Here is a 25,134-nt window from a genome sequence, read left to right on the forward strand (position 1 = left end):
ATTTCAACAAATTGCGATTTTAAAAAAAGCCCCCATATCGATTGATTTTTGAAAAACCTGCCCGATGATCCTAGTCAAAAAGGAGCGGGGGAACGGGGAGGAAGGACCACAAAAATGACCGAAAAGTCTGGTAATTGAAATCCAGTAAATGGAATGATTTGGTGAAAAAAAGACAGGAGGTCCTACCCGGGACCACGTTCTCATTTTTGTAATGTGACATAAATTGGCAAACGTTGATGTGACGCGGTTTTTCGCTGTCGCTTTATCGGACTATGGTATCAATTTTGTAATCTTTATGGATAAAGCTGTTAAATAGACCACAACTTTAGCAATCTTGAGGCGTATAAATGTCCAGTTAACCTGTCGCCTCAAGGCTTGGTTTACGTTTCTTTGTTATTCGTAACGGGGCCGGTTGACAGGGGATGGCAGGGCTCTATGGTCCGCACGAGGGAGTGGCGGGCTAGGTCGACGGGGTGGGAAATTTCCAACTACTAGCCTAGTTTACAGATCGGGGCCGAATAGTTAAAAATTAGATTTAGGCGAAGGCCAAGCCCCGGACCGATGAGGCAAAAATCGAAAACGAGGTGGGAACGAAGAGGCGATGATCAGACGTAAAACACTATTTATTTGGATCACGGCGGCTGCGGTTCTCATAGCCGGAGGCGGGGCGGCGGGACTGATGTTGAAGAACCCGACGGCTGCGGCCTACAAAGATCCGGACGGTACGAGATTTACGTTTAAAACCCAGGGGGACCGTTTCCTGAAGTACGAGAAGGACGGGACATGGAAAGAGATATTCGTTAAAGGCGTTAATCTTGGCGCCACGGTACCGGGACATTTTCCGGGGGAGCTGCCGGCGACCGAGGAAGATTATCTGCGCTGGTTTAAAGAAATTGACGACATGGGCGCTAACGTCATACGGGTCTATACGATTCACCAGCCCGTATTCTATCAGGCTCTCGTCAAGTACAACAAAGACAAGGGGGACGACCCTCTGTATTTTATGCAGGGGATCTGGTCGCCTGAAGAACAGCTGATCGAGCAGCAGGACGCCTATTCGGGGGATATTACGAAACAGTTCAAAGAGGAAATCAAGAAAGCGGTGGCCGCGGTATACGGCGATGTCACGATCCCGCAGAAGCAGGGTGCGGCAAGCGGGGAGTACAAGGCGAATGCCGGCAAGTACTTGATGGCATGGCATCTTGGAACCGAATGGGACCCGGGTATGGTCAAAAATACGAACAAGGTGCACAGCGACGTGAAGGCCTATCAGGGCAAGTATTTTTCGGGTACAAAAGACGCGGCTCCGTTCGAAAACTGGCTGGCCAGCTTGCTTGACTATACGGCCGAGCAGGAGGAGCATTACGGTTGGGAGCATCCCGTGACTTTCACCAACTGGGTCACGACCGATGTGCTCAGCCACCCTGGCGAACCGCTGTTCGAGGAAGACATGGCGAGCGTTGATGCCCGGCATGTTCAGCCTACCGGCTGGAAAGGCGGTTATTTTGCGGCCTATCACGTCTATCCGTATTACCCGGACTTTTTCCGGACGGATTCGACGCTCCAGACGATCAAGGACGACCAGGGGAACTACAATACCTACAAAGCTTATCTCCGTCAGCTAAAGGCCAAGTATAAGGACATGCCGCTGATGGTCACGGAGTACGGTGTTCCTTCTTCTGTCGGCGTGTCGCATTTTGGCGCCGGAGGGCGCGACCAAGGCGGCCATAACGAACAGGAACAGGGAGTGATCGATGCATCCCTGACCAAAGACATTCACGACGAAGGCTACGCTGGCGCCATCCTGTTCATGTGGCAGGACGAATGGTTCAAGAAAACCTGGAACACGATGCCGATGGAGCTGCCTGAAGACCGGAGGTCCTATTGGATCAATGTTCTGACCAATGAGAAAATGTTCGGCCTGCTCGGCATGCTGCCGGGCAAGGAGAAGCTGATTACGATTGACGGCAATCTCACCGACTGGGACAGGCTCCCGGAAGGGGAAGTACAGCACTGGCAGGGCAAGATCCCGGGAGTCCAGGATATGAAAATTACGCATGATGAGGGCTACCTGTACATCGGCATGAAGCTGGATCATCCATTTGATCCCGCCAAGTCGAAGCTCTACATCGGTGCCGACACGATCACAGGCGGCAACCAGCCGTCCGCGAAGCAGCTTCCCGGGAGGAAGCTGGAAGGCGGGGCGCCCGAGACGCTGATCGAAATCGGCAAGGACGAGGAGTCCCAGGTGGAAATCGCGGCCGATTATGATTTTCACCAGCGGCTGTACGGCAAAGACGGTTATTGGATGCTGCCCGAGGCCGAGGCAGGAAACACGGCGCCGTTCCATCCGTGGAAGCTGGCGATCAGCCTGCTCATGAATCCGCCGGATACGCGCTTTTCGCATCCGTTCATCGACAAGACGATTGGTACGCTGAAAAGAGGGACGACGGACCGCAGCAAGGAGACGTTCGACTCGCTGACTTCTTGGCAGTACAGCGGTGATTCGATAGAGATGCGAATCCCGTGGATGCTGCTGGGCTTCTCGGATCCGAGCTCCCTTCAGGTCATCGACTACGGTCCGCTGAAGGAACGGAGTTACTTCGGCACGACCACAACCGACGGGATACGGCTTATTCCGTGGATCGTCCAGCGTGACGGAAGCGGCGTGTCCTGGCCCGGAGGAGACCAGAAGACGCTGAACGTGCAAAGCCTGCCGCTGTATACCTGGAAGCAGTGGGACACGGTGCAGTACAGTGAACAGTTGAAGCAGAGCTATTACATCATGAAGGATGCTTTTACGAAAATTTCCGGCCCTAAAGAGAAAAAGGAGTAGGAGAATTGACTTTCTAAAAAGGAGGAACCTGCTAACATGTTTCATTTAACCGTTGCCTATATTTTCATCTATGTGTGCCTCGGCTTGATTGCCCTAGGGATTCTACTGTTGTTCCAGATGAAAATATCGCATAACCGGGAACAGCGGAACCGTGAAGCGTATGCGAAGAAGCATCATGACTACTTTGTGTACGTTCAAGCCAATCTGCAGGACAATGTCGAATTGAGGCTTCCGCCCGGCAAGCTGAAGAAGCTTGAGAAGAGAGTGATTCAAGATAAATTCATCGAGTGGATCGAGCAGTTTAAGGGGGATTACCGTTCCAAGCTGATCGAGCTGTGCCGTGAGGCCGGCTTTGTGGAGGAGGACCTGAAAGCACTCCGCAGCATCCGGTACGGCCGGAGGCTGGAGGCGGCCTACCGTTTGGGAGGCATGCGCGCACCGGAGGCGGTGCCGATGCTGCAGAACATCCTGCAAAAACGCAAATACAGCTCGCTGTCGATCGTTCTGGCCCGCTCTATTGCGAAAGCGGCGGATAACAGCGAGGATCTGCTCCAGATGCTGCGCGCCCTCTTGTCTCACGGCAAGCCGATCCATAACCTGGCGGCGGATATTATGCTGGAGACGGGGCTCGATTCGAGTGCGATTTTGCTCAAGCTGCTGAACGACTCCGATTCCGCGCTGGTCAAGGTGGGACTGGTGGCCATGTGGGGACAGGCTGTACCGGAAGTCATGCCGGTTCTGGGACGTTTGGTCGGTGCGGAAGAGAAGGACGTTCGCGCCGAAGCGGTCAAGCTGTATCTCACTACAAATCCAGCGCTCAAGGACGATACGATCGCCCAGCTGATGAGCGACCGAAGCTGGGAGGTCCGGGCCGAGGCGGCGAGAGCGCTTGGCCAGCTGCACGCCGCAGGCAGCATTCCGCTGCTGACCGATGCGCTCCGCGACTCCAGCTGGAAGGTGCGCTATAACAGCGCCGAGAGCTTGGCGGAGCTGGGAGAAGCCGGCTTTGAGGCCCTGTGCCAGGCCGCGCTGACCGGCGCCGGCATCCAGCGCGAGGCTGCGCTGCACCGGATCGAGCTGGTGATGGAAAAGGAGCGCGAGCACAGCGCGATCGAACAAATGGTGGCTTACAACAAGAAACGGCTTCTGTACGACCGTTATTTCGGCGTGAAGCAGCCGGCCAAACGGGTTGGCGGGGTAGCCGCTGTAGGAGGGGATTACTCTGCTTAGAGACATACTAATGTATTACGGCATGGTCGCCGTGTATTACGTCATGATCGTTAACATTTTGTACTTTACCATTATGATCCTATCGTACCGGAATATCGGGACCATCTACCGGAGGTCCAAATATTCCAATTACAATACGCTGTCCGGCTCCGAGCTGGTGCCGCCGGTATCGCTGCTGGTGCCGGCCTTCAATGAGGAGCTGACCATCAGCGAGAACGTCAACTGCCTGCTGACGCTCAACTATCCGACCTACGAGGTCATCGTCATTAACGACGGGTCCAGCGACAATACGGTGGATGTGCTCATCAAGGAGTTCCGGCTCAAGAAAATGCCGAATCCGGAGTTCCGGGGGACGATCGACACGCAGGAGATTCGAGGCGTTTATCATAATCCCGATTATCCCTCCCTGTTTGTAATAGATAAGGAAAACGGCGGCAAGGCCGACTCACTGAATGCCGGTATCAACTTGTCGCATTATCCGCTGATCTCTTCCATCGACGCGGACTCGCTGCTGGAGAAGGACGCCCTGATCCGCATGGCCCGCATGTACATGGAGAATCCGGAGGAAATGGTGGCGATCGGCGGCGACGTGCGTATTGCCAACGGCTGTCTGATCGAGAACGGTGCGGTGCAGAAAGTGTCGCTGCCGCGCAAGATCTGGCCGATGTTCCAGTCCATCGAGTATATGAAAGCCTTCCTGGGCGGACGGATCGGCTGGAGCCACATGAACGGCCTGATCATTGTCTCGGGCGCGTTCGGCCTGTTCCGCAAGGACTATGTCATTGCTGTCGGCGGGTACCGCGGCGGTTATCCGGGAGAAGACATGAACATCATCATCAAGCTTCACCGGTACATGCTCAGCCATAAAATCCCGTACAAGGTAGCTTTTTGCCCTGAAGCGGTCTGCTGGACACAGGCACCGGATACGTACAAGATTATCTCCAACCAGCGCAAGCGCTGGGGGCGGGGAAATCTGAAGAACATGATCGAGAACCGCGGAATGCTGTTCAATCCGAAGTACAAGGTCATGGGTATGATCACGATGCCTTACAACGTCCTGTTTGAAACGTTAAACCCTTATTTTAGAATCACGGGCCTATTGGCTCTGGTAGGATATACGCTGCTGGACATGACTCACTGGCGCATTCTATTGACTTTCTTCCTTCTGAACTTCCTGAGCGGCTATCTGCTCAGCGTCGGTGCCATCATCCTGGAGGAAATCGCCTTCCGGCGATACAAGAAATTGTCCGATCTGTGGAAAATGCTGCTGTTCTCCGCGCTGAAGTTTTTCGGTTACCATCAGCTCGGCGTGCTGTGGCGCGTCCAAGGACATATCCAGTATCTCCAGAACAACAATTCCTGGGGAACGATGACCCGGCAAAGCTGGAGTGAAGAAAGCAAAACGGCCTGATGGGCCCCGATTCAAAGATTTATACATTTGAGAGAGGTGGGAGTGGATTATGCCGCAAACCGTAACTTTACAGAGAGAACAGACGACCGATGTGTACCACCATCTGGGAGAACGTTTGAAGGAAACGTCGCCGGACACTTGCGGAATCATGTTTCTGTACAGCAGTGCGAACCCTCCGCAGCTGGAAGAGCGGGTTCGGGAGATTTTGCAGCATGGTTCCGGGCTCGACTATGAGGTGCTGAAGGATGCGCAAACCCGGACGCTGGCGATTCTGCTGCCGGGACTTACGCTGGATGCGGCCCATTACCAGGCGCTGCTTCTGAAGCAGCAGCTGCAGGAGACGGTGAAGGATGCCGATCCGCGGATTACGCTGACCGTATTCCCGGGGCAGGTCGAACCTACGCCTGGCGTTCTCAAACAGATGGCCGAGTCTACAAAGCTCAGCACATCGTCCGATATTCATATATTTACGAAAGAGGAGGCCGCGGAAGAGGCCGGAAGAATTTTGATCGTCGACAATGACGCCACCGTCCGCGAGTTTCTCCAGATTCGTCTGAAAATGCAGGGCTACGAGACGCTGGCCGCTCATGACGGCACGTCCGCCCTGGAACTGATCGAGAAATGGGAGCCGGATCTGGTGCTGACGGAGCTCAACCTTTACGGGATTGACGGGCTTCCGTTCATTCACCAAATCCAGCAGCTGCCGGTCGACAACACGCCGAAAATCGTCGTGCTGACCGAACAGCGCGTGGAGCAAACCATCAGCCAGTGCTTTAAACACGGAGTAGACGACTATGTGACCAAGCCTTTCTCTCCGGTAGAGCTGGATGCCCGTATACACCGGTGCTTTCACTAAATCATCCGCTTTTCTTGAGCGTTACTTAGCAGCAGACCAAAACTTACATCTAATGGAGGTTGAGTGCTTGTGAATCACGAATATGAGCAGTTGTTGGAAGGAATTAAAACCAAAAAGGCCGTATTGGGCGTAGTAGGACTGGGATACGTAGGACTTCCGCTGGCCGTGGAAATGGTCAAGCAGGGCTTTACCGTAATCGGTATCGACGTGGATCCCGCGAAAATCGATAAAATCTATCAGGGCGAATCCTATATCACCGACATCTCTTCCGAAGACTTGGCCGCGGTCGTGGCTAGCGGACGCTTCAAGCCGACGACGGACTACAGCATGATCGCCGTCATCGACGCGCTCAGCATTTGCGTGCCGACACCGCTCAGCGAAAACCAGGATCCGGATACGTCCTACATTACGAGCGTTGTGGATCAAATCAAGCTGCACATGAAAAAAGGCATGCTGATTACCCTGGAAAGCACGACTTACCCGGGTACGACCGAAGAGCTGATCCAGACGGAAATCGAAGCGCTCGGCTACAAGGTGGGCGAAGACTTCTTCCTCTGCTTCTCTCCGGAGCGGGTGGACCCTTCCAATGTGCGCTTTAACACCTTCAATACGCCAAAAGTTATCGGCGGTACGACCGAGGCCTGCCTTGAGCTGGGGACGGCGCTCTACTCTCAGTATGTACAGACGGTGGTGCCCGTCACTTCGCCGAAAGTGGCCGAAATGTCCAAGCTGCTGGAAAACACGTTCCGCAGTGTAAACATCGCCTTCATCAACGAAATGGCCATGATGTGCGACCGCATGGGCATCGATATTTGGGAAGTCATCGACGCAGCGGCAACCAAGCCGTTCGGCTTTATGCCGTTCTATCCGGGTCCTGGCATCGGCGGACACTGCATCCCGCTCGATCCGATGTACCTGTCGTGGAAGGCGAAGGGCTTCCGCTTCTACAGCAAGTTTATCGAGCTGGCACAGTCGACCAACGACAACATGCCGTATTACGTTATCGGCAAGACGTCGACGATTCTGAACGAATACGCGAAGTCTATCAAGAAATCGTCGATTCTCATCCTCGGCATGGCTTACAAGCCGGACATCAGCGACCTGCGCGAATCTCCGGGGCTTGAAGTCTACGAGCTGTTCAAAGAGAACGGCGCGAACGTGGAATACTACGATCCGTACGCTGTCAGCTTCCGCGACAAACACGGCGAGACCGTGCACAGCGTAGCCTACGATCCGGCGCAGTTTAAAAAATACGACTGCATGGTGCTGATCACCAATCACAGCGGACTCGACTACGGCGAAATCGCGGCGATGGGCGTGCCGATCATCGATACGCGCAATGCATTCAAAAACTACACCCTGCCTCATATTTATAAAATCGGACATTCGGTGCAGCACGTGGAAGAGCCGGATGTGGCGTTAATCGTATAATAAAGGAGGGGATGGTTTGGGAGAGCTGCTCAAAAAAGCGAAAATCCCGGTGATCATAGTCATCTGCGGCTTGCTGCTCCTGCCTCTCCTGTTAAAATCGTCATCCATGGAAGATCAAAAAGCGACCTGGCTGTGGGATACCGAGCTGATCAAGGATCCCGGCAAAATTATAGCATTCTGCAGGGAGCAGAACGTAGGCACGATCTTCCTTCAGGTTCAGAAAAAGGTTAGCGATGAGGACTACCGCCGCTTTATTGCGGCAGCCTATGAGGAAGGCATTGCCGTGCACGCGCTGGACGGGCAGCCCGATTGGGCCTATGAACGCCAGAGCAGGGAGGCGGATCAATTTCTGCAGTGGGTGTTTGATTATAATGCAAAAGCAGCCCCAAGCGAGAAGTTTACCGGCATCCAGCTGGATGTGGAGCCCTATCAGTTAAGACGCTGGCAGAGGGATCAGGACGGCGTAGTCCGCGAATGGAGCAGCAATGTGGAAAAATGGGTAGCCCAGGGCAAGGAGAAGGGCCTGTACATGAGTGCGGCCGTTCCCTTCTGGCTGGGCAACGTTAAGGATGCCAACGGCAGCGGGAATCTGAGCCGGTGGATGATCAGCCAGTTTGATGCCGTCGCCGTCATGTCGTACCGGGACAGTGGACGGAAGATTTACGATGTGGCCCGCGAGCAGTTGGATGAAGCGGACCAGCTCGGTAAATCGGTATGGATCGGCATGGAGCTGGGCGACACCGAGGAAGGTTCGCACATCACGTTTTTTGGCAAGGCCGTGCCTGTGATGGAGGAAGAGATGAAGTCTGTGAACAGTCTGGGCGACAGCCATCCTTCCTTTGCCGGACTGGCGGTACACCATTATGAAATTTGGCAGGACAAAATCGCTTCAGCGGCTTCGGACGAGAAGCCCGAGAAGTCCAATCAGTAAATGGAATCAGGCGTGCGAAGAGGGAAACCATTCGCACGCTTTTTTTCGTGGATGGAGAGCAGCCTCGGCACCGCACAAGGTTGAACGCACATCGCACACCGATATAAAAGGCCCCGCTTGCCGGGGGCTTCGTTTCAGGCATCCGGCATCCGGATGCCGAGATAACGGCTGAGCACGAGCCCCGATTCCGCCTGCACGTACGTCCAGAGCATGGCGAACCGCCGCTGGTATCCGCGGCATAGATACGACGCCTCAATGCCCTTGGCGGTCCGGGTTTCCTCGTAGACCCGAATACCTCGGGCCTTCATCTCGCGGCGGATCGACGTCAGGCTCGCCATAATCTGATCCTGGATGGACGACAGGGCGCGGATATACAGCTGTGCCATCTTCAGCGGGACCGTGCCGATCAGGCGAACGTCCTGCTCCAGCGCATCAAGCAAAACCACGTGCAGCAGGTAGGCTTTGACCAGACGGCCGTCTTCTTCCGAGGGGGCCGGAGGGGAGAGGGATGCTTTCATGAGGCATGGCACTTCCTTACTAACAGTATAGGAACATACGTTCTAATTATACTCATGTTAAGGCAAAAGTATTCGGGAAGGCAATAACGAATTTATGGAAGCGCACAGAGTTTCGGTCCGGACGGGTGGATTTGGTATAATAAAGAGAAGCGTAGCTTCGCAGAAGCGGCATTGAACAAAAGAAACTTGGAATCGCGGAACTTTAGGTTGGAGGAAAAATCATGTTTTTGAACAAAGGAGAAATTTTATTCAGACAGGGGGACAGCGGGGAGTTTTTATACCATATCAAGAGCGGTTTGTTCAAGGTAACACGGCTCCACAAAAACGGGAACAGCGTTCTGTTTAACGTGCTTTATCCGGGGGAAACGGTGCCTCACCATTCGTTGATCACCCCGAAGGATACCCACGGTACGGCAACGGCCCTGATGCGCAGCGAAGTCGAGAAAATTCCGGCAGAGGAGTGGTACCGCGAGCTCCGTGAGCACCCGGAGAAGGCGCTTGAAATCGCCCTTTTGCTGCAGGAAAAGGTGCGCTTTATGCAGCAGCGGATCGACCACTTAACCGTCGGAACTCCGGCCGAGAGGCTGGCGCTGCTGACCGATTGGCTGGACAGCTACGCCCACGGTATCCACTTTACCGAGCTGCTGACCCAGGAGGAGATCGGCCAGCTGATCGGGGTACGCAGGGAAACGATCAACCGGCTGCTTCGAGGGCATTAACATAGCGCCATCCACCCATCCGCCATACGCAAACGGTCCGGTAAACAAACAAAAGGGCTGCCCATTCAGGTTCTCTGAACCTGGGGCAGCCCTTTTGTGCATTTTAGTAGATCGTATTGGCCGGTTTGGAAATCGCATAGGCTAACTCAGTGCATTGCATTTGCTAAATCAGCGCATCGCATTGACCAATCCGTGCGTTGCATTGGCTTCAAATGACACCGTAGTCCGATAGGCGGGTTATCCCGCGAGCTGACAAGCTAACCGAGCTTGGCCCGCCGCCGATACGTTAGTCGAGCTGGCCTGCCGGGCCGAAAAATTCGTAATGGATCCGCTCTGCGGGGATTCCCAGCTCCTTAAGGGCGCTGTAGACGGTGCGCATGAACGGAACCGGACCGCAGAAGTAAAAATCAGCGTTTGGATCGACGATTTGCTGCAGCCATGCAGCGTCGATATATCCGGTTTTATGGCAGCTGTCGCCTTCAAGCGGTGTCTCATAGCAGAGGTAGGAGGACATTTGCGGATGCGCGCCTTCAAGGTCGGCGATATGCTCCTTCATCGCATGATGGCTTCCGTTTATCGCGGCGTGAACATAAGTGACTTTACGGGCCGGCTGTTCTTTCAGCAGCGTCTCCAGCATGCTGACCATTGGCGTCAGGCCGACCCCGCCGCTGATCAGCACGACGGGAATGTCTTGGGTCTGATCCAGCGTAAACGTGCCTGCCGGTGCACTGATTTCAAGGACGGTGCCTTCTTGGGCATGCTCGTGCAGATAGTTGGAGACGACGCCTGCCGGTTTACCCGGCGCGGCATCTTCGCGGCGCACCGAAATCCGGTAGGAAGAACCGCCCGGCGCAGTGGACAAGCTGTAGTGGCGGATCTGCGTATACGGCTGGCCTTCAGGCTGAACGCGGACCGTGATGTATTGTCCCGGTAAATAAGAGGCGATCGGTCCGCCGTCTTGCGGTTTTAAATAGAAGGAAGTGATCACTTCGCTCTCCTTCACTCTCCGTTCCACGACGAATGGGCGGAAACCGGACCAGCCTCCCGGTGCGGCTTCAGCTTCCCGGTACATTTCCGCTTCCACGCTGATAAATGCGTTTGCAATGACGCCGTAAGCCTCTTTCCAGGCTTCAAGAATTTCCGGTGTGGCCGCGTCGCCAAGAACTTCCTTGATGGCCCCAAGCAAATACTGCCCGACGATCGGGTAATGCTCCGGCTTGATTTGCAGCGCCCGGTGCTTCTGCCCGATCTGCTTGACGGCTGGAATAATATCCTCGAGATGATCGATATGCGCGGCTGCGGCATAGACGGCGCCCGCCAAGGCGGCCGACTGCCGTCCTTGACGCTGGTTGGCATGGTTGAATATGTTCAGAAGCTCCGGATGATCCTTGAAGAGATTGTTATAAAAGACGGATGTAATGGACTGTCCGTGTACTTCCAGTACCGGAACGGTCGATTTGATCGTATCAATGGTTTGTTGGCTCAGCATAAAGGGTTCCTTCTTTCAACGTAATATTTAACGATTTCATACGTTAAGTATAGAAAAGCCGACCACCCTTTATTGTGATTTCAGTCACATAAAAAATTGACATTGTGTGAACTTGAATTTACGTTCTGAAGACATGATCCGACGGAATAGGGCATAGGATATGACACGGTATCACGGTATCATTCCTGAAATCTGGATGACAGCGCCTGCGGCATAGAAGCCCTTCTTTTAGATATAAGAAAAGGTATAAGTTTCGGAGACTGGTTTCCTTATATCGCAACCAAAACTATCATATAAACGCGGTCCGGCTTCTTGGAATGCACGACGATAGACGTTTCTAACGCATTCTCCTCAGCAAGCTGTTTAGCAGGCAGTGCAACTGTGGTATAATAAGTATAGAAGTTATCAAACAAAAGAAAGGATCAGGATACCATGTGTCCCCGAAGGAACATTCCCCAAAGGACGATTTGGAAACGTTATGATCTCTCTTACACTTAGCTTCCATCGTAGAGAACAAGCGCCCGGATATTGGGTTGTGACAAACTTCTCGCGAAAGAAGGAAGCTTAAGATGCGAAGGACTCGGTCCTACAGGTTTCTTCCCGCGGAAGTTAGTCGCGTCCCTGACCAACTAACTACGATGAGGGGTAACCTGTATGAGGAAGAAAGACCATGTAATTTCAACGCTTCGACCAATCGCTATTATGATGTTAGGTACTTTTTTGCTGGCTTTTACGTATTATCACATTAATTTTCAGAATCATCTGTCCGAGGGCGGCTTCGTTGGCCTGTCGCTGCTCGGCAAGTACGCATTCGGATTTGACCCGGCAGTGACCGTGCTGATCCTGGATATTCCGGTGATCCTCGTTGCGCTGCTGCTGAATGGACGCAAATTTATTGTGAACACGCTTGTGGCGACCGTTTCGTTTTCCGTTTTTTACGATCTGATGGAACGCTACTCTGCGCTTGACATCAATCTTCACGGCAACCTGCTGCTTGCAGCGCTGCTGTCAGGCGTCTTGTCCGGCTTTGCAACCGGACTGGTACTGCGGTTCGGAGGAGCGACAGGCGGCGACGATATCGTGTCACTGCTGCTCAGCCGTCTCACCGGCCTTAAAGTCGGCACCGTATTTATTCTGCTCGATGCGGCCGTCCTGCTCGTATCCTTGTTCTACCTGCCTCTGCAGGAAACGTTGTTTACGATTTTGGCCGTGAGTATTGCAGGGAAAATGATTACGTATACGGTCTCGTTTCGTGCGCATCGTACCTCGCCGGCAGCGGGAAATGCAGCACCTAAGATGACCGCGGGTCAGGTACAGCCTGCAGCCAAACCCGTTCACAAAGTTCGGAGTGTCCACTGATAGATAACCGCCTGGTTCCTGAGGGAATCAGGCGGTTTGCTGTTTATGGCAGGTATGGCAGGGCGGGCGGGCACCGTAAGGAGCCTCCCCGCGAAGACATACCACGAATCGCTCGATTTTGCCGTCTTGCGTGAACGCTGGTATGAACAGCATCACGAATAACTTCGATTGCTCTCGATTTTGCCGTCTTTGCCGTGAACGATGGCATGGACATCGTGTTTCGAGGCGTAGTCTTCCGCTTCGTCCATGGCTTCCTTCTTCGATCCAAAAGTCGACAAGGGCTTGTCTTTGCCTTCCACCTTGAGCGCCCATCCGTCCTCATGGGTGACGACATGGACGTCGGCATCGCCGCCCCGGCCGCTGCGGGAACGGGAAGTCTTGCCTGCGTGCTCGTTCCGCTCGTCATCCGAACGGCCGGATGCATGCTTCGATTGCCCTTCCTCACCGGCAGGGTGGTCCTCATTCCACTTTTCCGCCTGAGCGGTGCCGATGGCAATGGCGCGCCCTTCCTCATAGCCTTCCTCGAGCAGCGCATTGGCGATTTCGACCGCCTTATTCCGCACCCGGGGCTCCAAGTTTTTCATGGATACTGGGTAATCATGCTTATTCCAAGGCATTGTCAATCCCTCCAAACCAGTTCTCGTTTACCCCTATATTACCCGGCGCCGCGCGAATCAAACGATGTTCATCCGCCCGATATGCATTATAATGGAAAAGATTGAGAATAAAGGAGTGAGGAAGCGTGATGATGCAGATGCTGCTGGTACTGCTCTTGACGGGGATCATCCATACCGTGGACAGCCTTTCCTATGCTCTGCGGCTCGGCGGGCTGCGCAGCCGGCGGATTACGCTGGCCCTGTCCTTGTCGGGGCTGCTTGTGATCGTGTCGAGGACTTCCAACATGGCGCAGGGGCCGATGGTCGGCAGCATGGTGGACAAGGCGCTGGCGTCGGCCTCCTTTCATTTGGAGTCGAGGCTGCATTGGATCATCGCCGCCGCCACAGCCGGTACAGCCGCAGCCATGCTGCTGTTTCCGAGCGTGGTGCGGATTTGCTCGCGGCTGGTCGTCCATTTGGAAGCTGCCGGTTCCATCCCGCAAATGGTAAGGCAGCTGACTGCCGGGCGAAAATGGAAGAACGGGGCGGCGTACGTCAAGCTGCCGAATCTCCAGATGCTGCGCAGCCTTTTTCAAGGCCGCCTGCCCAGACGCCTGATGGCGATCAATATGGCCGTCACGGCCATTTATACCGTCGGCGTGCTGTCCGCGCTGTATGCCGCCTATCTATGGCCGGCTTCCCGGCTGGCGGCATCGACCTCCTCCGGTCTGATCAACGGGGTGGCGACAATTCTGCTGACGCTGCTCGTCGACCCGCGGATCGCCCTGCTGTCGGACCGGACATTGCGGGGAGAGTCGCGTCTGGGGCGGATGAATCAGGTGCTCGGCCTGATGCTCGTGTCCCGCTGCGCGGGGACGATCGCGGCCCAACTGCTGCTCGTTCCCTGCGCGTTCTGGATCGGCTGGCTTATTTCCGGCTGACCTAATGCAGCCGGAAATAAGGAACGCGCATGAAAAAGAGGGTAAGGCTGCAAGCCTTACCCTCTTTTTGTATAAAGAACGAACCCCAGCGCCTATCGCTTGCTGGTATCGCATAGAACAGCAGTACCGTTTATTCAAACAGCACTTTATATTCGGAATATCCTTCCTTATCCAGGTCTTCCTTCGGAATAAAGCGAAGCGCCGCGGAGTTGATGCAGTAGCGGAGGCCGTTCGGCCCCGGCCCATCGTCAAATACATGGCCAAGATGCGAATCCGAGCCTTTGCTGCGCACTTCGGTCCGTACCATCATATGGCTCAGGTCCAGCTTCTCTTTAATGTGGTAATCGCGGATCGGCCGGGTAAAGCTCGGCCAGCCGCAGCCCGAATCATATTTGTCCGTGGAGCTGAACAGCGGCTCGCCGGACACGATGTCGACGTAAATGCCGTCGCCGTGATGATCCCAGAACTCGTTTTGGAACGGCCGCTCCGTGGCGTTGTTCTGGGTGACTTCGTATTGAAGCGGCGTCAGGCGCTGTTTCAGTTCTTCCTTGTTTATCTTGGGAGCCCAGTGCTTCTCCAGGAAGTCATCGCGGCCCGATCCTTTCCGGTACCGTTTGTAATGTCCCGGATTTTTCTTGTGGTAGTCCTGATGGTAATCTTCCGCTTCATAGAACGGGCCGGCAGGCAAAATCGGCGTAACGATCGGCTTGTCAAAGCGGCCGCTTCTTTCGAGCGCCTGCTTGGACGCTTCAGCCTTCTCGCGCTGCTCCTCGCTGTGATAGAAAATAGCGGTCTGGTAGGAAGAGCCGCGATCGTAGAACTGCCCACCTGCATCGGTTGGATCGATCTGCTGCCAGAACAGCTCGAGCAGCTTTTCATAAGGAAAAATGTCCGGGTTGAACGTAATCTGCACCGCCTCCACATGCCCCGTCGTTTCAGAGCATACTTCCTCGTAAGTCGGGTTCGGCTTATGGCCGCCGGTATACCCGGACACGATGCTGACGATGCCCGGCAGCTCCTCAAACGGGGTTACCATGCACCAAAAGCATCCACCCGCAAAAGTGGCTTTATGTTCAACTGGCTGTACGTCGCTCATGATATCACTCCGTTTCTTTCAAATCGTAAGTAAGGTGTACAACTCCATTATAATCCATCCGCGCAAGGGAACCAAGGAGCCCGGTTATTTCGGTCTCGTGCGGGAGAGGCGGCGGTACATTACCGCGATCAGTCCGAGCAAGAGGACATAAGCGGAGGCCGCAGCGGCGGAGATCCACGGGTGCGCAGACAGATTGCCGCCCAGGTAGGCATACAGCAGGATGCCCGGCACTTTGCCGATCCCGGAAGCGGCGGTGTAGCTCCAGAAGGGAAGCGCGGCGGCCCCGGCGAATATATTGACCGCCATCTGCGGAACGATCGGAATAACCCGCGCGGCGGCGATACTGACAAACGGATGCGTTTCAATGAATGCGGTGAAAGTCTGCAGCGGCTTGATCCGTTCCAGATACCTCCTGCCCCGGTCCCGAAACAGGTAGCGGACAAGTCCGTACAGAATCGTGGCCGCCAGCATCGTTCCGATCCAGGAGACGACCGCCGCCCACAGGGTCCCGTAAGCGTAACCGAGCGCTGCGATGACCAGCTTATAGGGAACGACAGGGAACAGGGCGACCAGGGCAGCAATTCCGACTAGCAGAAGGAAGGACGGCCTTTCGCCCAGCGCCTCCATGATCGCGTCCCGGTACAGGAAAGCCCAAACGAGCAGAAGGATGTACAAGAGGGGCAGCAGCCATTTTTTCATGGTGATTTCCTTTCCACTTAGCCTATAATCTCCATCATACCAAAAATTAATGAATAAAAATCATAGTAATTGCCTTAGAGTTTTGCTATAATGGTTCCAACAAGTGAATAGTTCCCAAAGGGGAGTAGCTCATGCAATAAAGTCGTCATTACGGGATCGGTATCCCCGGCTTTATTGGCAACGATTATGTTGTTTTGCGAGACCTTTGCCTGATTTTTCATTAGGTAAAGGTCTTTTTTGGTGGGCAAAAAAGCGCCATTTTACCTAATGAAGGTAAGGGGCGCTTTTTTTAGTGCGGCGACTAATCATTCTATCTATATAGAATGAACTAAAGAAATGAACGTTATAGGTAAAACTTTAGTTCATTCTATCTCAAACAACAGAAAGGTGGAAATCGTATGGAATTGTTTACTATGGCATTTTGGGCAGCGCTCATGTCCATCGTCATCATTGACCTGGTTCTTGCCGGCGATAACGCCATTGTAATCGGGCTCGCCGCACGGAACGTCAAAAAAGAAGACCAGAAAAAAGTCATTATTTGGGGGACCGTGGGCGCTGTCGTCATCCGGGTCATCGCCACGCTGCTGGTCGTGCAGCTGCTGCTGATTCCGGGACTGCGGCTTGTCGGGGGAATCGCGCTTGTATGGATCGCGTATAAGCTGCTGATTGACGAAAAAAAGCACGACATATCCGCAGGCAACCAAATGTGGGCGGCCATCCGCACGATCATTATCGCCGATGCCATGATGGGTCTCGACAACGTGCTGGCGGTAGCCGGAGCGGCCCATGGAGACTTCCTGCTCGTCATTATCGGACTGGCGATTTCGGTGCCGATTATGGTATGGGGCAGCACGATCATCCTGAAGCTGACGGAACGCTTCCCGGTCATTATTACGATCGGTGCGGCGGTGCTCGCCTGGACGGCATCCAAAATGCTGGTGGAAGAGCCGCTGATTCACGACTGGTTTGCCAGCCCGATCCTGAAGTACGGGTTTGAAGTGGTGGTCATTGCCGCCGTCGTTGCTTTGGGACTGATGACCAAAAAGAAAAAGCAGAAGGAAAACCGGGCGGCAGAGTCGATGTAGCGGCTTAAATTTGCCGGCCAAAAGCGGTATAATGGGTATCTGTCCGGCATGTCCGGAAGGTTCGTTGGATGGAAGAAAGGTGGACCATAGGCATGAATGTAATAAACCGTAAGCGGAAGGTTGCGCTGGCGGGGCTCGGTGATATCGCCCACAAGGTATATCTTCCGCTGCTGGCCCACCACGAGAAGGTGGAGGTTGCCGGGGTGATGAGCCGCTCCGAAGCTACGGTCCAGCGCGTGACGCAGACTTACCGGTTTCCTCAGGGGACGACCGATTTGGAAGAACTGCTGTCATGGGACCTGGATGCCGTTTTTGTCCACAGCCCGACAGAAACCCATTATGACGTGGTTAAAGCTTGTTTGGAACGCGGGGTATCCGTCTATGTCGACAAGCCGCTGACGACGGATCTCGCCAAGTCTAGGGAACTGGCCGCCCTGGCTTCAAAGAAAGGACTGCTGCTCGCGGTAGGCTTTAACCGCCGGTTTGCTCCATTATATGTGCGGGCAAAGGCATGGGTCGAGGAGACCGGCGGATTTGTCCAGGCCGCTGCAGCCAAGCACCGGACCACCCTGCAGAAAGGGAGCAGCAGCGACACGATTTACGACGATCTGATCCATATGCTGGACCTGCTGCTCTGGCTGGGCGGAAGTGACTACGAGCTGCTTCATCACCATCTAAGCGAAGATGAACAGGGCCGGCTGCTGCACACCTCCGGCGAGCTTGGCCTCGGTCGGAACGTCACAGGAAGGTACAGTATGATCCGGCAGGCCGGAGCGGATATGGAGAAGCTCGAGCTGCACGGAAGCGGCCGGTCGGCGGAAATCGTAAATCTGGAGCGTGCGGTTCTGTGTGAGCATGGAAGGCCACCCGAGACCCGCGAATTTGGAAGCTGGGAACCGATCCTGCATCGGCGCGGCTTCAGCGGGGCCGTGGATCATTTTCTGGAACATCTTGCTTCTCCGGAAGACTGTACTATTCGCGCTGAGCGGGTCATGCGCAGCCATGAGCTGGCATCAAGACTGGCGGAGCAGCAGAAGGGGGGGACTGACAATGGATGAACGGCAGAAGTCGCTGGAAGAAGGCATCGTGGAAAGCTACCGGCAGGATGAGGATATGATGATCCTGGTTTTTGCCCAGTGGTGCGTTAACCACGGATTGGACCCCCTGGAGCTGTACCGGCAGGCGTACCCGCAGCAGGGTGACAACGAGCGACTGCAGCGGGTGCTGGACCTGACCGTACCTAAAGAGGAGGCCGGGCCGATTCCGGACGATACTGTGCTTGGCGTGTTGTCGCTGTTCGGCAACGAAGACTTGGCGTTTGTCGTATCCGAAACGATCGCGGCGAGAGCCAAAAAATAAGCACCAGCACTTTTGGCTGCAGCTTAAATGGTAAAAGCAGCCCAGAAGCCATGCCCCATATCCGGGGCATGGCTTCTTTGCTCATAGGGCGGGAGAGCGTTATTTGCGGCCGGTATAACTCGCGGATGCTTCCAGCGCACTTTTCACCGCCTTCAAATATTGATAGCCGTGATGCCGGTCCGGTTCAAGGTAAGCTCCCTCCGCCCATTCGTTCCAGGCGTTGATAAACAGAAACTCGCTGCGGTACAGCCGGCTTGCCCTTTCGATCTGTCTGGCCAGATACCAGCCGAACTTGCGCGGGGAAGCCCCCATGCTGCTTTGCCCGTTGGCGCCGAGCCGCGGCGTGTTGTCCCAGTTGACGAAAGCGCCCGGGAAAATCGTCTCCCCGGCACGATGAGGCGAACGGTTCAATATGTTTTCCCAGACATGATCATAATCCACAACGATGTGCGGGTCGCTGCCGTACGTATTGACATAGCTCCAGATTTGCTGGGAACGGCTGTGACCGAACGTATAGTGCGGTTCGAACTCCAGGCTTGCTTCGAAGCCAGCTTGGTTGGGAAGGGGGAACCCCCCTAGCGTGCGTACAAAATAAATGCCTTCAAGCCCGTTTCTCCGGGCCAAATCGTTCCATAACCGGATCATCTCCTCGCAGCGGGGGATGTTTCCGGGCCGATAGATGATAAACATCGGTTTCTCTTGAACACGGATGTATCTCTCATCCCGGAAGGCATCCAGCAGCGCATAAAAGTGCTCTTCCCAGTCACGTTCATCCCCGTAATCCTGCGGCATCAGCAGGTGATGATCACCGCCGTCCCACCTCCGGGTCCACGGCTCGTTGGCCCAGGACAGGCAGAACGGGATCCGGGGCTCACCCAGCCGCAGCACTTCGTTAAAAGGCTTTTCGAGCAGCCGCTTTCCTTTGAACCAGTAGTGGTAATAACAAAAGCCGTAAATGCCGTAGGACTGGGCGGTGTCCGCCTGCCACATCCGCGCGGCAGGGTCGGTCAAATCGTAGTAATACTGATCGAAGGGCTCATTGGGCTGCTTGTGCCCCGGGTACAAGGGGACGGCCTTTCGGGTATTTGTCCACTCTGTAAAACCCTCCCCCCACCACAAATCGTTTTCGGGTATCGGGTGAAACTGCGGCAGTAAAAATGCGATAAGCTTCAAGTTGACTTACCTCCCATACAACTTCGACGGCGGCTCAATCCTGATCCCGGCAGGCTGCCCGGACGGTTTGCATCCCTAGCGCCGAGCGGCGAGATGGAGCAGCTTCAGCACCATTTGCAGGCACGAATTGCGGTATTTGCTGCCGTACAGAGCGTTGGTCGACACATATCTCATGAGCTCAGGCCGGTCCCAATAATAGCCGAGTTTTTCCTGCAGGTCGCCGGCGGAGCGGAAGATGACGATATCTTCGTCCGGCCGCATGTACTCGTATAGATTGGGATCGTTCTCCGCCAGCAGAAAGCCTCCGCATGCGCCAATGGCCAAAACCTGCCCGGGCTCCGGCTGTGCATAAATGATTACGGTGGCCCCGTTATAATATTCCTGGATATCGGCAAGCGGCCGCACGCAGGTTACGCCGTCTTCGGGCTGCCATCCTAAGCCCATGGCAAACACTTTTTTGTCCGCGAGCAGCGGCTTCATGCCGGCGAACATCTCCCGGGTACGCGGATCCGCATTTCCGATGAACAGAATGTCGGATTGATACGCGATATTCACGGCTTTGGGGAAATACACGGATGGATCCGCGGCAAAGGGCAAATATACGATCTGCCTGCAGCCCATATAGCGGTATAGAGGTATGTGGTTGATATTTTGCGTGAATACGAGGTCGAATACATCCGCAATCGAAGCCAACTGTTCGGCAGGCGCAGCGGCATCCGCCAGCCAGACCGCTTTTACCGGGGAGCCGGACAGGACCGGATCCCGCAATTCGTCAAAAAAGTTCGCATCGGGATTGCCGAGCACCAGCAGGAGATCGAACGGAATGGCAGTCAGCCCTACGGGCAGGTTATAGAGGTGCTTCACGGGAGCGGCGGCCTGTGTGACCAGCCTGAGCCCGTCAAGAATGGACTGTTCGGTATGCCAATGGCTATCTTCCGAGAGCAGCGACCGCACAAGAACTTTCATTTGTTTGGTATCCACCGGGCCCGGGGGGGTTCGTGCTCCGTCCAATTCAACCAGAACGGGTGGCGCTGCGGCCGGTTGTTCGGAAGGGACGGTTTCTATTTCGGCAGCAACGGGGGGGCCTGGCAGACTTGGGGCTGCGCCGGGAAGGGGAGCTGGTACGTGTGGTGTTCCACCGCCGTTTTTCTTCAGCACGCGGACCACTATTTTGGCGATGCGCTGCTCGGTAACGGGATGCAAACGGATGTGGTTGCGGCGGGGTCGCTCGCGGCTCCTTTTTTTGTTCATGGCGTTTGATTTCCCTCCTCATCGCCTTAGCATAGTGTCATACCAGTGTATGGTTGTATCGTGAAAGCTGCCCCACGGACAACTGACCTGAAAAGGAAAAAAAGGGCGGATGCTGAAGCCGGCAGCACAAAAAAACCGGCGCTTATCTGCGCCGGCTTCAGCCTGTCTTATCCGATGTTCTAGTTTGGCGAACGGACGCCGATCCCGGTCTGGATCTGCTCCCTGTTCTCCATGCGGTATTCCTTGGGCGACTTGCCGAACCGGGACCGGAATACCCGGTGGAAGTACGTATAGCTGCCGAATCCCGAAGTTTCCGCAATGTCTTCGAGCGACATCGGACTAAACACGATCCGCTCGCGGGCCATTTCCAGCCGGACGTCCAGCGTATATTGCATAATGCTCGTCCCGAAGGCCTCCTTAAACAGATGGACCGCCCTCGAGACGCTGATGCCGACATGTGAAGCGACATCCTCCAGCTTGAAGGATAACGAGGCGTGTTCTTCAATAAAATGCTTCATGCGGTAAGCCAGGTACGTTCTCGGAGTCGTGGAGGGATGCTCGCTAAGGAGGCGGTCCGTTTCGAGGCATAAAATCCGCATATAGTATCCGGATATTTCGGGATACGGGTTGGACATTCTCCGCTGCTCCAGCACGATCTGGCGGAACAGGCTGATCAGGCCCTCGTTAAGCGGGACGCGGATACGCGTCGGCCGTTTCTGCTTGGCCCACCACTGGTCGATCCATTCCCCGCCGAAGAAAATATGATAGTCGCCGCTTTCTACGGCAAGCTCGCCCTGAGCGTTCGGCTCCTCGCCGATCAACAGCTCGTACGGCTCGTCAGGGGAATAAATCAACAGATCGCCCGATTCGACGGGAACAAGCTCACCGTCTACCAGTGCGCGGCATCTTCCGTCGGTCTGCAGACGCATGAGGTAATTTTTAACGCCGTCCATCTCGCTCATGTAGAACGGTTTATGATGAAATGAAAATCCTGCTGTATAAATGTGCACTGAATCTTGGGTGGACATGATAGGGCTCCCTTTGCAATCCAAAAAATAATGACCAGATTGTTCATGTTTCGATCATATAATTCATTTTAATATAAATAAATTCGGAATACCATGTTACTAGATTGTTGAATACGCATTCAGCATCGTAAGGAGTGACTTTCGTGGAGAACAAAATGAAAGCCGGCATTATCGGCTGCGGAAACATCAGTGCCATTTACCTGGAGAATTTAAAGAAAAGCCCGGTTGTTGAAGTGGTGGCGGTTGCCGATCTGGTGACTGAACGCGCCCAGGCGCGGGCTGAAGAGTTTGGGATTGCAAACGCATACACCGTGGATGAGCTGCTCGGTGATAAAGAAATTGAGCTCGTCATCAACCTGACGATTCCCGGCAGCCATGCCTCCATCGATTTGGCGGCGCTTGAAGCCGGCAAGCATGTATACGCAGAGAAGCCGCTGGCAACCTCGCTGCAGGACGGCAAGCGCGTGGTTGAACTGGCCGAGCAGAAAGGACTGCGCGCCGGGAGCGCGCCGGATACGTTCCTCGGATCAGGCGTGCAGACCGCCAAAGCGGCGATCGAAGCCGGAAAGATCGGCATACCGGTGGCGGCAACCGCATTTATGATGGGCGGCGGCCCGGAGGGCTGGCATCCGGACCCTGAATTTTTTTACGCGCCGGGCGGCGGTCCGATGCTGGACATGGGTCCGTATTACCTGACGGCGCTGGTTGAGCTGCTGGGTTCGATCCGCCGGATCAGCGCTTCGGTAGGTGCCCAGATCCCGATGCGGACCATCGGCTCGGGGCCGAAGAGCGGCCAGCAGATTCAGGTGCAGACACCGACCCATCTGGCAGGCACCATCGATTTTAAACAAGGCGCCATCGCCACGATGATAACCAGCTTTGATATTAAAGCCGGGGCCAATCTGCCGTGGATTGAAATTTACGGTACGGAAGGAACGCTCAGCCTGCCGGATCCGAACTTCTTTAACGGCGACGTCAAGCTTCGCCGAAGCGGTTCCAGCGAATGGGAAGTGCTGACGCCCGTTTTTGAGAGCACCCAGAACGAACGCGGCCGCGGTGTAAACGACATGGTCGAAGCAATCCGCTCGGGGCGTAAACACCGGGCCAACGGCAACCTGGCCTACCACGTGCTGGAAGCCATGTATGCTTTTGAAGAGTCATCCATCAGCGGCAGCCATGTCGTACTTGCGAGCAGCCATGAATAAAGGTCATCCCAATAAGGTGACCTATAAGCGAATACAGGGGTGAACCAATATGTTGAAGCTTGGCCTGCAGTTATATACGGTTCGTGAAGAAATGGAAAAGGATTTTGAGGGTACGTTGAAGAAAGTAGCAGAGCTGGGTTATCAGGGCGTGGAATTCCACACCTTCTTCGGACGCTCCAGCGCCGAGGTCAAGAAGCTGCTGGACGAGAACGGTCTGGTCGCCATCGGGACCCATACGCCGTACGACCGGATGCAAAACGCACTGGACGAGGAAATCGCCTATAACAAGGAGATCGGCAACAGCAGCCTGATCGTTCCTTACCTTGGTGAGGAGCAGCGCAAGTGGGACGAAGTGTTTGACAACCTGAAGCGTATCGGTGAGAAATGCGCCGCGCAGGGGGCCACACTGCTGTACCATAACCACGATTTTGAATTTACGGAAACACGCGGCGAGGAAACGGTGTTCGACGCGATGTACGAAGCGGTGCCCGCCGACCTGCTGATGGTGGAGCTGGATACGTGCTGGGTATATTTTGCCGGCTACGATCCGGTGGAGTACATCGAGAAGTATGCGGGACGCCTTCCGATTGTGCACTGGAAGGACGTCAAGCGGAAAGAGGACGGCACGCCGCAGACAGTCGAGCTCGGCGCAGGCGAAGTCAACCTGGAAGCCGTAGCCGAAGCAGCGGACCAAGCCGGCGTGGAATGGATCGTTGTGGAGCAGGATTTCTGTGAAAGACCACCGCTCGAAAGCATTGCAGCCAGCATGGAATGGATCAAATCTTATGCCAGAAACGGAGGACCCGTAAATGTCTAGCTCAAGCAAAACCCTGAAAATCGGCATCATCGGTTGCGGAGGAATCGCAAACGGCAAGCATATGCCGAGTCTCAAGAAGCAGCCACAGGCGGAAATGGTTGCGTTCTGCGATATCGTGCAGGAGCGCGCAGAGAAGGCCGCTGCCGAATTCGGCGCAGAAGGCGCCAAAGTGTATACAGATTTCCGCGAACTGCTGAAGGACGCAAGCATCGACGTCATTCATGTATGTACGCCGAACGATTCCCACTCCGTCATTTCAGTGGCGGCACTGGAAGCCGGCAAGCATGTCATGTGCGAGAAGCCGATGGCCAAGACGGCCGCCGAGGCCAAAGCGATGGTGGAAGCCGCCAAGCGCACCGGCAAGAAGCTGACGATCGGCTACCAGAACCGCTTCCGCAACGACAGCCAATACTTGAAGGAGCTGTGCGAGAACGGGGAGCTCGGCGACATATATTACGGTAAAGCGCTGGCCATCCGCCGCCGTGCCGTTCCGACCTGGGGCGTGTTCCTTGACGAAGAGAAGCAGGGCGGGGGACCGCTGATCGATATCGGCACCCACGCGCTCGACCTGACGCTGTGGCTGATGGACAACTATAAGCCGAAGAGCGTGCTCGGGAGCACCTTCCACAAGCTGGGCCATAAAGAGAATGCGGCCAACGCGTTCGGCCCTTGGAATCCGGAAGAGTTCAAGGTAGAGGATTCCGCATTCGGTTTCATCACGATGCAGAACGGCGCAACGATCGTGCTGGAGTCCAGCTGGGCGCTGAACGTCGTGGAAACCGGGGAAGCGAAGACGGTTCTTGCCGGCACGGAAGGCGGGGCTGACATGAAAGACGGCCTGCGCATCAACGGCGAGAAAATGAGCCGCCTCTATGAAACCACGGTGGATCTGAACGCCGGCGGCGTAGCCTTCTACTCCGGGTCGGCAGAGACCGATGCCGACAAGGAGCAGCGCCTGTGGCTCGAAGCCATCCTGGAAGATAAAGAGCCGGTGGTCAAGCCGGAGCAGGCCTATGTGGTCACGCAGATCCTCGAAGCCATTTACGAGTCTGCCAAAACAGGCAAAGCCGTTTATTTTGAGGAATAGTCATCCTTTGCATAGAA

General features: G+C 55.0%; 23 protein-coding genes. 15 read left to right on the forward strand and 8 right to left on the reverse strand.

What is annotated here, in order from left to right:
- Nucleotides 1-601: 601 nt before the first annotated feature.
- From K2F33_RS17645 to K2F33_RS17670, 6 genes are all read left to right on the forward strand, one after another.
- Nucleotides 602-2,836 (forward strand): hypothetical protein, encoded by a 2,235-nt coding sequence (locus tag K2F33_RS17645; protein WP_076169955.1) that lies wholly within the window; start codon nucleotides 602-604, stop codon nucleotides 2,834-2,836.
- A 36-nt stretch (nucleotides 2,837-2,872) separates the two neighbouring features.
- Complete coding sequence (locus tag K2F33_RS17650) at nucleotides 2,873-4,066, forward strand: HEAT repeat domain-containing protein (protein ID WP_076169956.1); 1,194 nt, start codon at nucleotides 2,873-2,875, stop codon at nucleotides 4,064-4,066.
- Nucleotides 4,067-4,109: 43 nt separating this feature from the next.
- Entirely contained in the window at nucleotides 4,110-5,477 is a 1,368-nt protein-coding gene (locus tag K2F33_RS17655) for a glycosyltransferase family 2 protein (RefSeq protein WP_179232149.1), read from the forward strand.
- Between the two features lie 49 nt (nucleotides 5,478-5,526).
- The gene (locus tag K2F33_RS17660; RefSeq protein WP_116229606.1) at nucleotides 5,527-6,333 is read left to right on the forward strand and encodes a response regulator; all 807 of its coding nucleotides are present in this window, start codon (nucleotides 5,527-5,529) and stop codon (nucleotides 6,331-6,333) included.
- A 69-nt stretch (nucleotides 6,334-6,402) separates the two neighbouring features.
- Entirely contained in the window at nucleotides 6,403-7,764 is a 1,362-nt protein-coding gene (locus K2F33_RS17665) for a nucleotide sugar dehydrogenase (protein WP_076169958.1), read from the forward strand.
- A 16-nt stretch (nucleotides 7,765-7,780) separates the two neighbouring features.
- A complete protein-coding gene (locus K2F33_RS17670) occupies nucleotides 7,781-8,695 on the forward strand; it encodes a hypothetical protein (RefSeq protein ID WP_089548127.1) in 915 nt (304 codons plus the stop codon).
- Between the two features lie 134 nt (nucleotides 8,696-8,829).
- On the opposite strand, the gene K2F33_RS17675 is transcribed toward K2F33_RS17670, so the two are convergent.
- A complete protein-coding gene (locus K2F33_RS17675; RefSeq protein ID WP_076169960.1) occupies nucleotides 8,830-9,213 on the reverse strand; it encodes a YhjD family protein in 384 nt (127 codons plus the stop codon).
- A 221-nt stretch (nucleotides 9,214-9,434) separates the two neighbouring features.
- On the opposite strand from K2F33_RS17675, the gene K2F33_RS17680 reads away from it, so the two are divergent.
- A complete protein-coding gene (locus K2F33_RS17680; protein WP_076169961.1) occupies nucleotides 9,435-9,932 on the forward strand; it encodes a Crp/Fnr family transcriptional regulator in 498 nt (165 codons plus the stop codon).
- Nucleotides 9,933-10,218: 286 nt separating this feature from the next.
- On the opposite strand, the gene hmpA is transcribed toward K2F33_RS17680, so the two are convergent.
- Nucleotides 10,219-11,421: an NO-inducible flavohemoprotein gene (gene hmpA / locus K2F33_RS17685; protein WP_089548125.1), complete on the reverse strand. Its 1,203-nt coding sequence runs from the start codon at nucleotides 11,419-11,421 to the stop codon at nucleotides 10,219-10,221.
- 654 nt (nucleotides 11,422-12,075) lie between these two features.
- Here hmpA and K2F33_RS17690 point away from each other — a divergent pair.
- Nucleotides 12,076-12,780, forward strand: a complete 705-nt coding sequence (locus K2F33_RS17690; protein ID WP_076169963.1) for a YitT family protein — start codon at nucleotides 12,076-12,078, stop codon at nucleotides 12,778-12,780.
- Nucleotides 12,781-12,932: 152 nt separating this feature from the next.
- Here the strand turns inward: K2F33_RS17690 and K2F33_RS17695 are convergent, their stop codons facing one another.
- Nucleotides 12,933-13,397, reverse strand: coding sequence for a DUF2188 domain-containing protein (locus K2F33_RS17695; RefSeq protein ID WP_263878164.1), 465 nt, complete (start codon nucleotides 13,395-13,397; stop codon nucleotides 12,933-12,935).
- 128 nt (nucleotides 13,398-13,525) lie between these two features.
- On the opposite strand from K2F33_RS17695, the gene K2F33_RS17700 reads away from it, so the two are divergent.
- The gene (locus K2F33_RS17700) at nucleotides 13,526-14,317 is read left to right on the forward strand and encodes a lipid II flippase family protein (RefSeq protein ID WP_089548123.1); all 792 of its coding nucleotides are present in this window, start codon (nucleotides 13,526-13,528) and stop codon (nucleotides 14,315-14,317) included.
- Between the two features lie 130 nt (nucleotides 14,318-14,447).
- On the opposite strand, the gene msrA is transcribed toward K2F33_RS17700, so the two are convergent.
- Together msrA and K2F33_RS17710 are read right to left on the reverse strand one after the other, a co-directional pair.
- Nucleotides 14,448-15,413, reverse strand: coding sequence for a peptide-methionine (S)-S-oxide reductase MsrA (gene msrA / locus K2F33_RS17705; protein WP_212984398.1), 966 nt, complete (start codon nucleotides 15,411-15,413; stop codon nucleotides 14,448-14,450).
- An 84-nt stretch (nucleotides 15,414-15,497) separates the two neighbouring features.
- A complete protein-coding gene (locus tag K2F33_RS17710; RefSeq protein ID WP_145947556.1) occupies nucleotides 15,498-16,112 on the reverse strand; it encodes a TVP38/TMEM64 family protein in 615 nt (204 codons plus the stop codon).
- Nucleotides 16,113-16,510: 398 nt separating this feature from the next.
- Here K2F33_RS17710 and K2F33_RS17715 point away from each other — a divergent pair, with 398 nt between their 5' ends.
- The 3 genes from K2F33_RS17715 (at nucleotide 16,511) to K2F33_RS17725 (ending at nucleotide 18,556) form a co-directional block, all read left to right on the forward strand.
- The gene (locus K2F33_RS17715) at nucleotides 16,511-17,197 is read left to right on the forward strand and encodes a TerC family protein (RefSeq protein ID WP_076169968.1); all 687 of its coding nucleotides are present in this window, start codon (nucleotides 16,511-16,513) and stop codon (nucleotides 17,195-17,197) included.
- A 92-nt stretch (nucleotides 17,198-17,289) separates the two neighbouring features.
- Nucleotides 17,290-18,255 carry a Gfo/Idh/MocA family protein gene (locus K2F33_RS17720; protein ID WP_208629291.1) on the forward strand — a complete coding sequence of 322 codons (966 nt, stop codon included), beginning with the start codon at nucleotides 17,290-17,292 and terminating at the stop codon, nucleotides 18,253-18,255.
- Complete coding sequence (locus K2F33_RS17725) at nucleotides 18,248-18,556, forward strand: hypothetical protein (protein ID WP_076169969.1); 309 nt, start codon at nucleotides 18,248-18,250, stop codon at nucleotides 18,554-18,556. Before K2F33_RS17720 ends, K2F33_RS17725 begins: the two co-directional genes overlap by 8 nt.
- A gap of 99 nt (nucleotides 18,557-18,655) precedes the next feature.
- Here K2F33_RS17725 and K2F33_RS17730 read toward each other — a convergent pair whose 3' ends face one another.
- From K2F33_RS17730 to K2F33_RS17740, 3 genes are all read right to left on the reverse strand, one after another.
- Nucleotides 18,656-19,729, reverse strand: coding sequence for a glycosyltransferase WbsX family protein (locus tag K2F33_RS17730; protein ID WP_263878165.1), 1,074 nt, complete (start codon nucleotides 19,727-19,729; stop codon nucleotides 18,656-18,658).
- Between the two features lie 75 nt (nucleotides 19,730-19,804).
- Nucleotides 19,805-20,980, reverse strand: a complete 1,176-nt coding sequence (locus K2F33_RS17735) for a glycosyltransferase family protein (RefSeq protein WP_263878167.1) — start codon at nucleotides 20,978-20,980, stop codon at nucleotides 19,805-19,807.
- A gap of 179 nt (nucleotides 20,981-21,159) precedes the next feature.
- Nucleotides 21,160-22,008: an AraC family transcriptional regulator gene (locus tag K2F33_RS17740; RefSeq protein ID WP_263878168.1), complete on the reverse strand. Its 849-nt coding sequence runs from the start codon at nucleotides 22,006-22,008 to the stop codon at nucleotides 21,160-21,162.
- A gap of 155 nt (nucleotides 22,009-22,163) precedes the next feature.
- On the opposite strand from K2F33_RS17740, the gene K2F33_RS17745 reads away from it, so the two are divergent.
- The 3 genes from K2F33_RS17745 to K2F33_RS17755 are packed head-to-tail and all read left to right on the forward strand — an operon-like array spanning nucleotide 22,164 to nucleotide 25,117.
- Nucleotides 22,164-23,213 (forward strand): Gfo/Idh/MocA family protein, encoded by a 1,050-nt coding sequence (locus tag K2F33_RS17745; RefSeq protein ID WP_076170166.1) that lies wholly within the window; start codon nucleotides 22,164-22,166, stop codon nucleotides 23,211-23,213.
- 49 nt (nucleotides 23,214-23,262) lie between these two features.
- Nucleotides 23,263-24,030 (forward strand): sugar phosphate isomerase/epimerase family protein, encoded by a 768-nt coding sequence (locus K2F33_RS17750; RefSeq protein WP_263878169.1) that lies wholly within the window; start codon nucleotides 23,263-23,265, stop codon nucleotides 24,028-24,030.
- Nucleotides 24,023-25,117: a Gfo/Idh/MocA family protein gene (locus K2F33_RS17755; protein ID WP_076169974.1), complete on the forward strand. Its 1,095-nt coding sequence runs from the start codon at nucleotides 24,023-24,025 to the stop codon at nucleotides 25,115-25,117. Before K2F33_RS17750 ends, K2F33_RS17755 begins: the two co-directional genes overlap by 8 nt.
- Nucleotides 25,118-25,134 lie beyond the last annotated feature (17 nt).

This window comes from Paenibacillus sp. PSB04, assembly GCF_025809195.1.
GTDB classification, from domain to species: Bacteria; Bacillota; Bacilli; order Paenibacillales; family Paenibacillaceae; genus Paenibacillus_AQ; species Paenibacillus_AQ favisporus.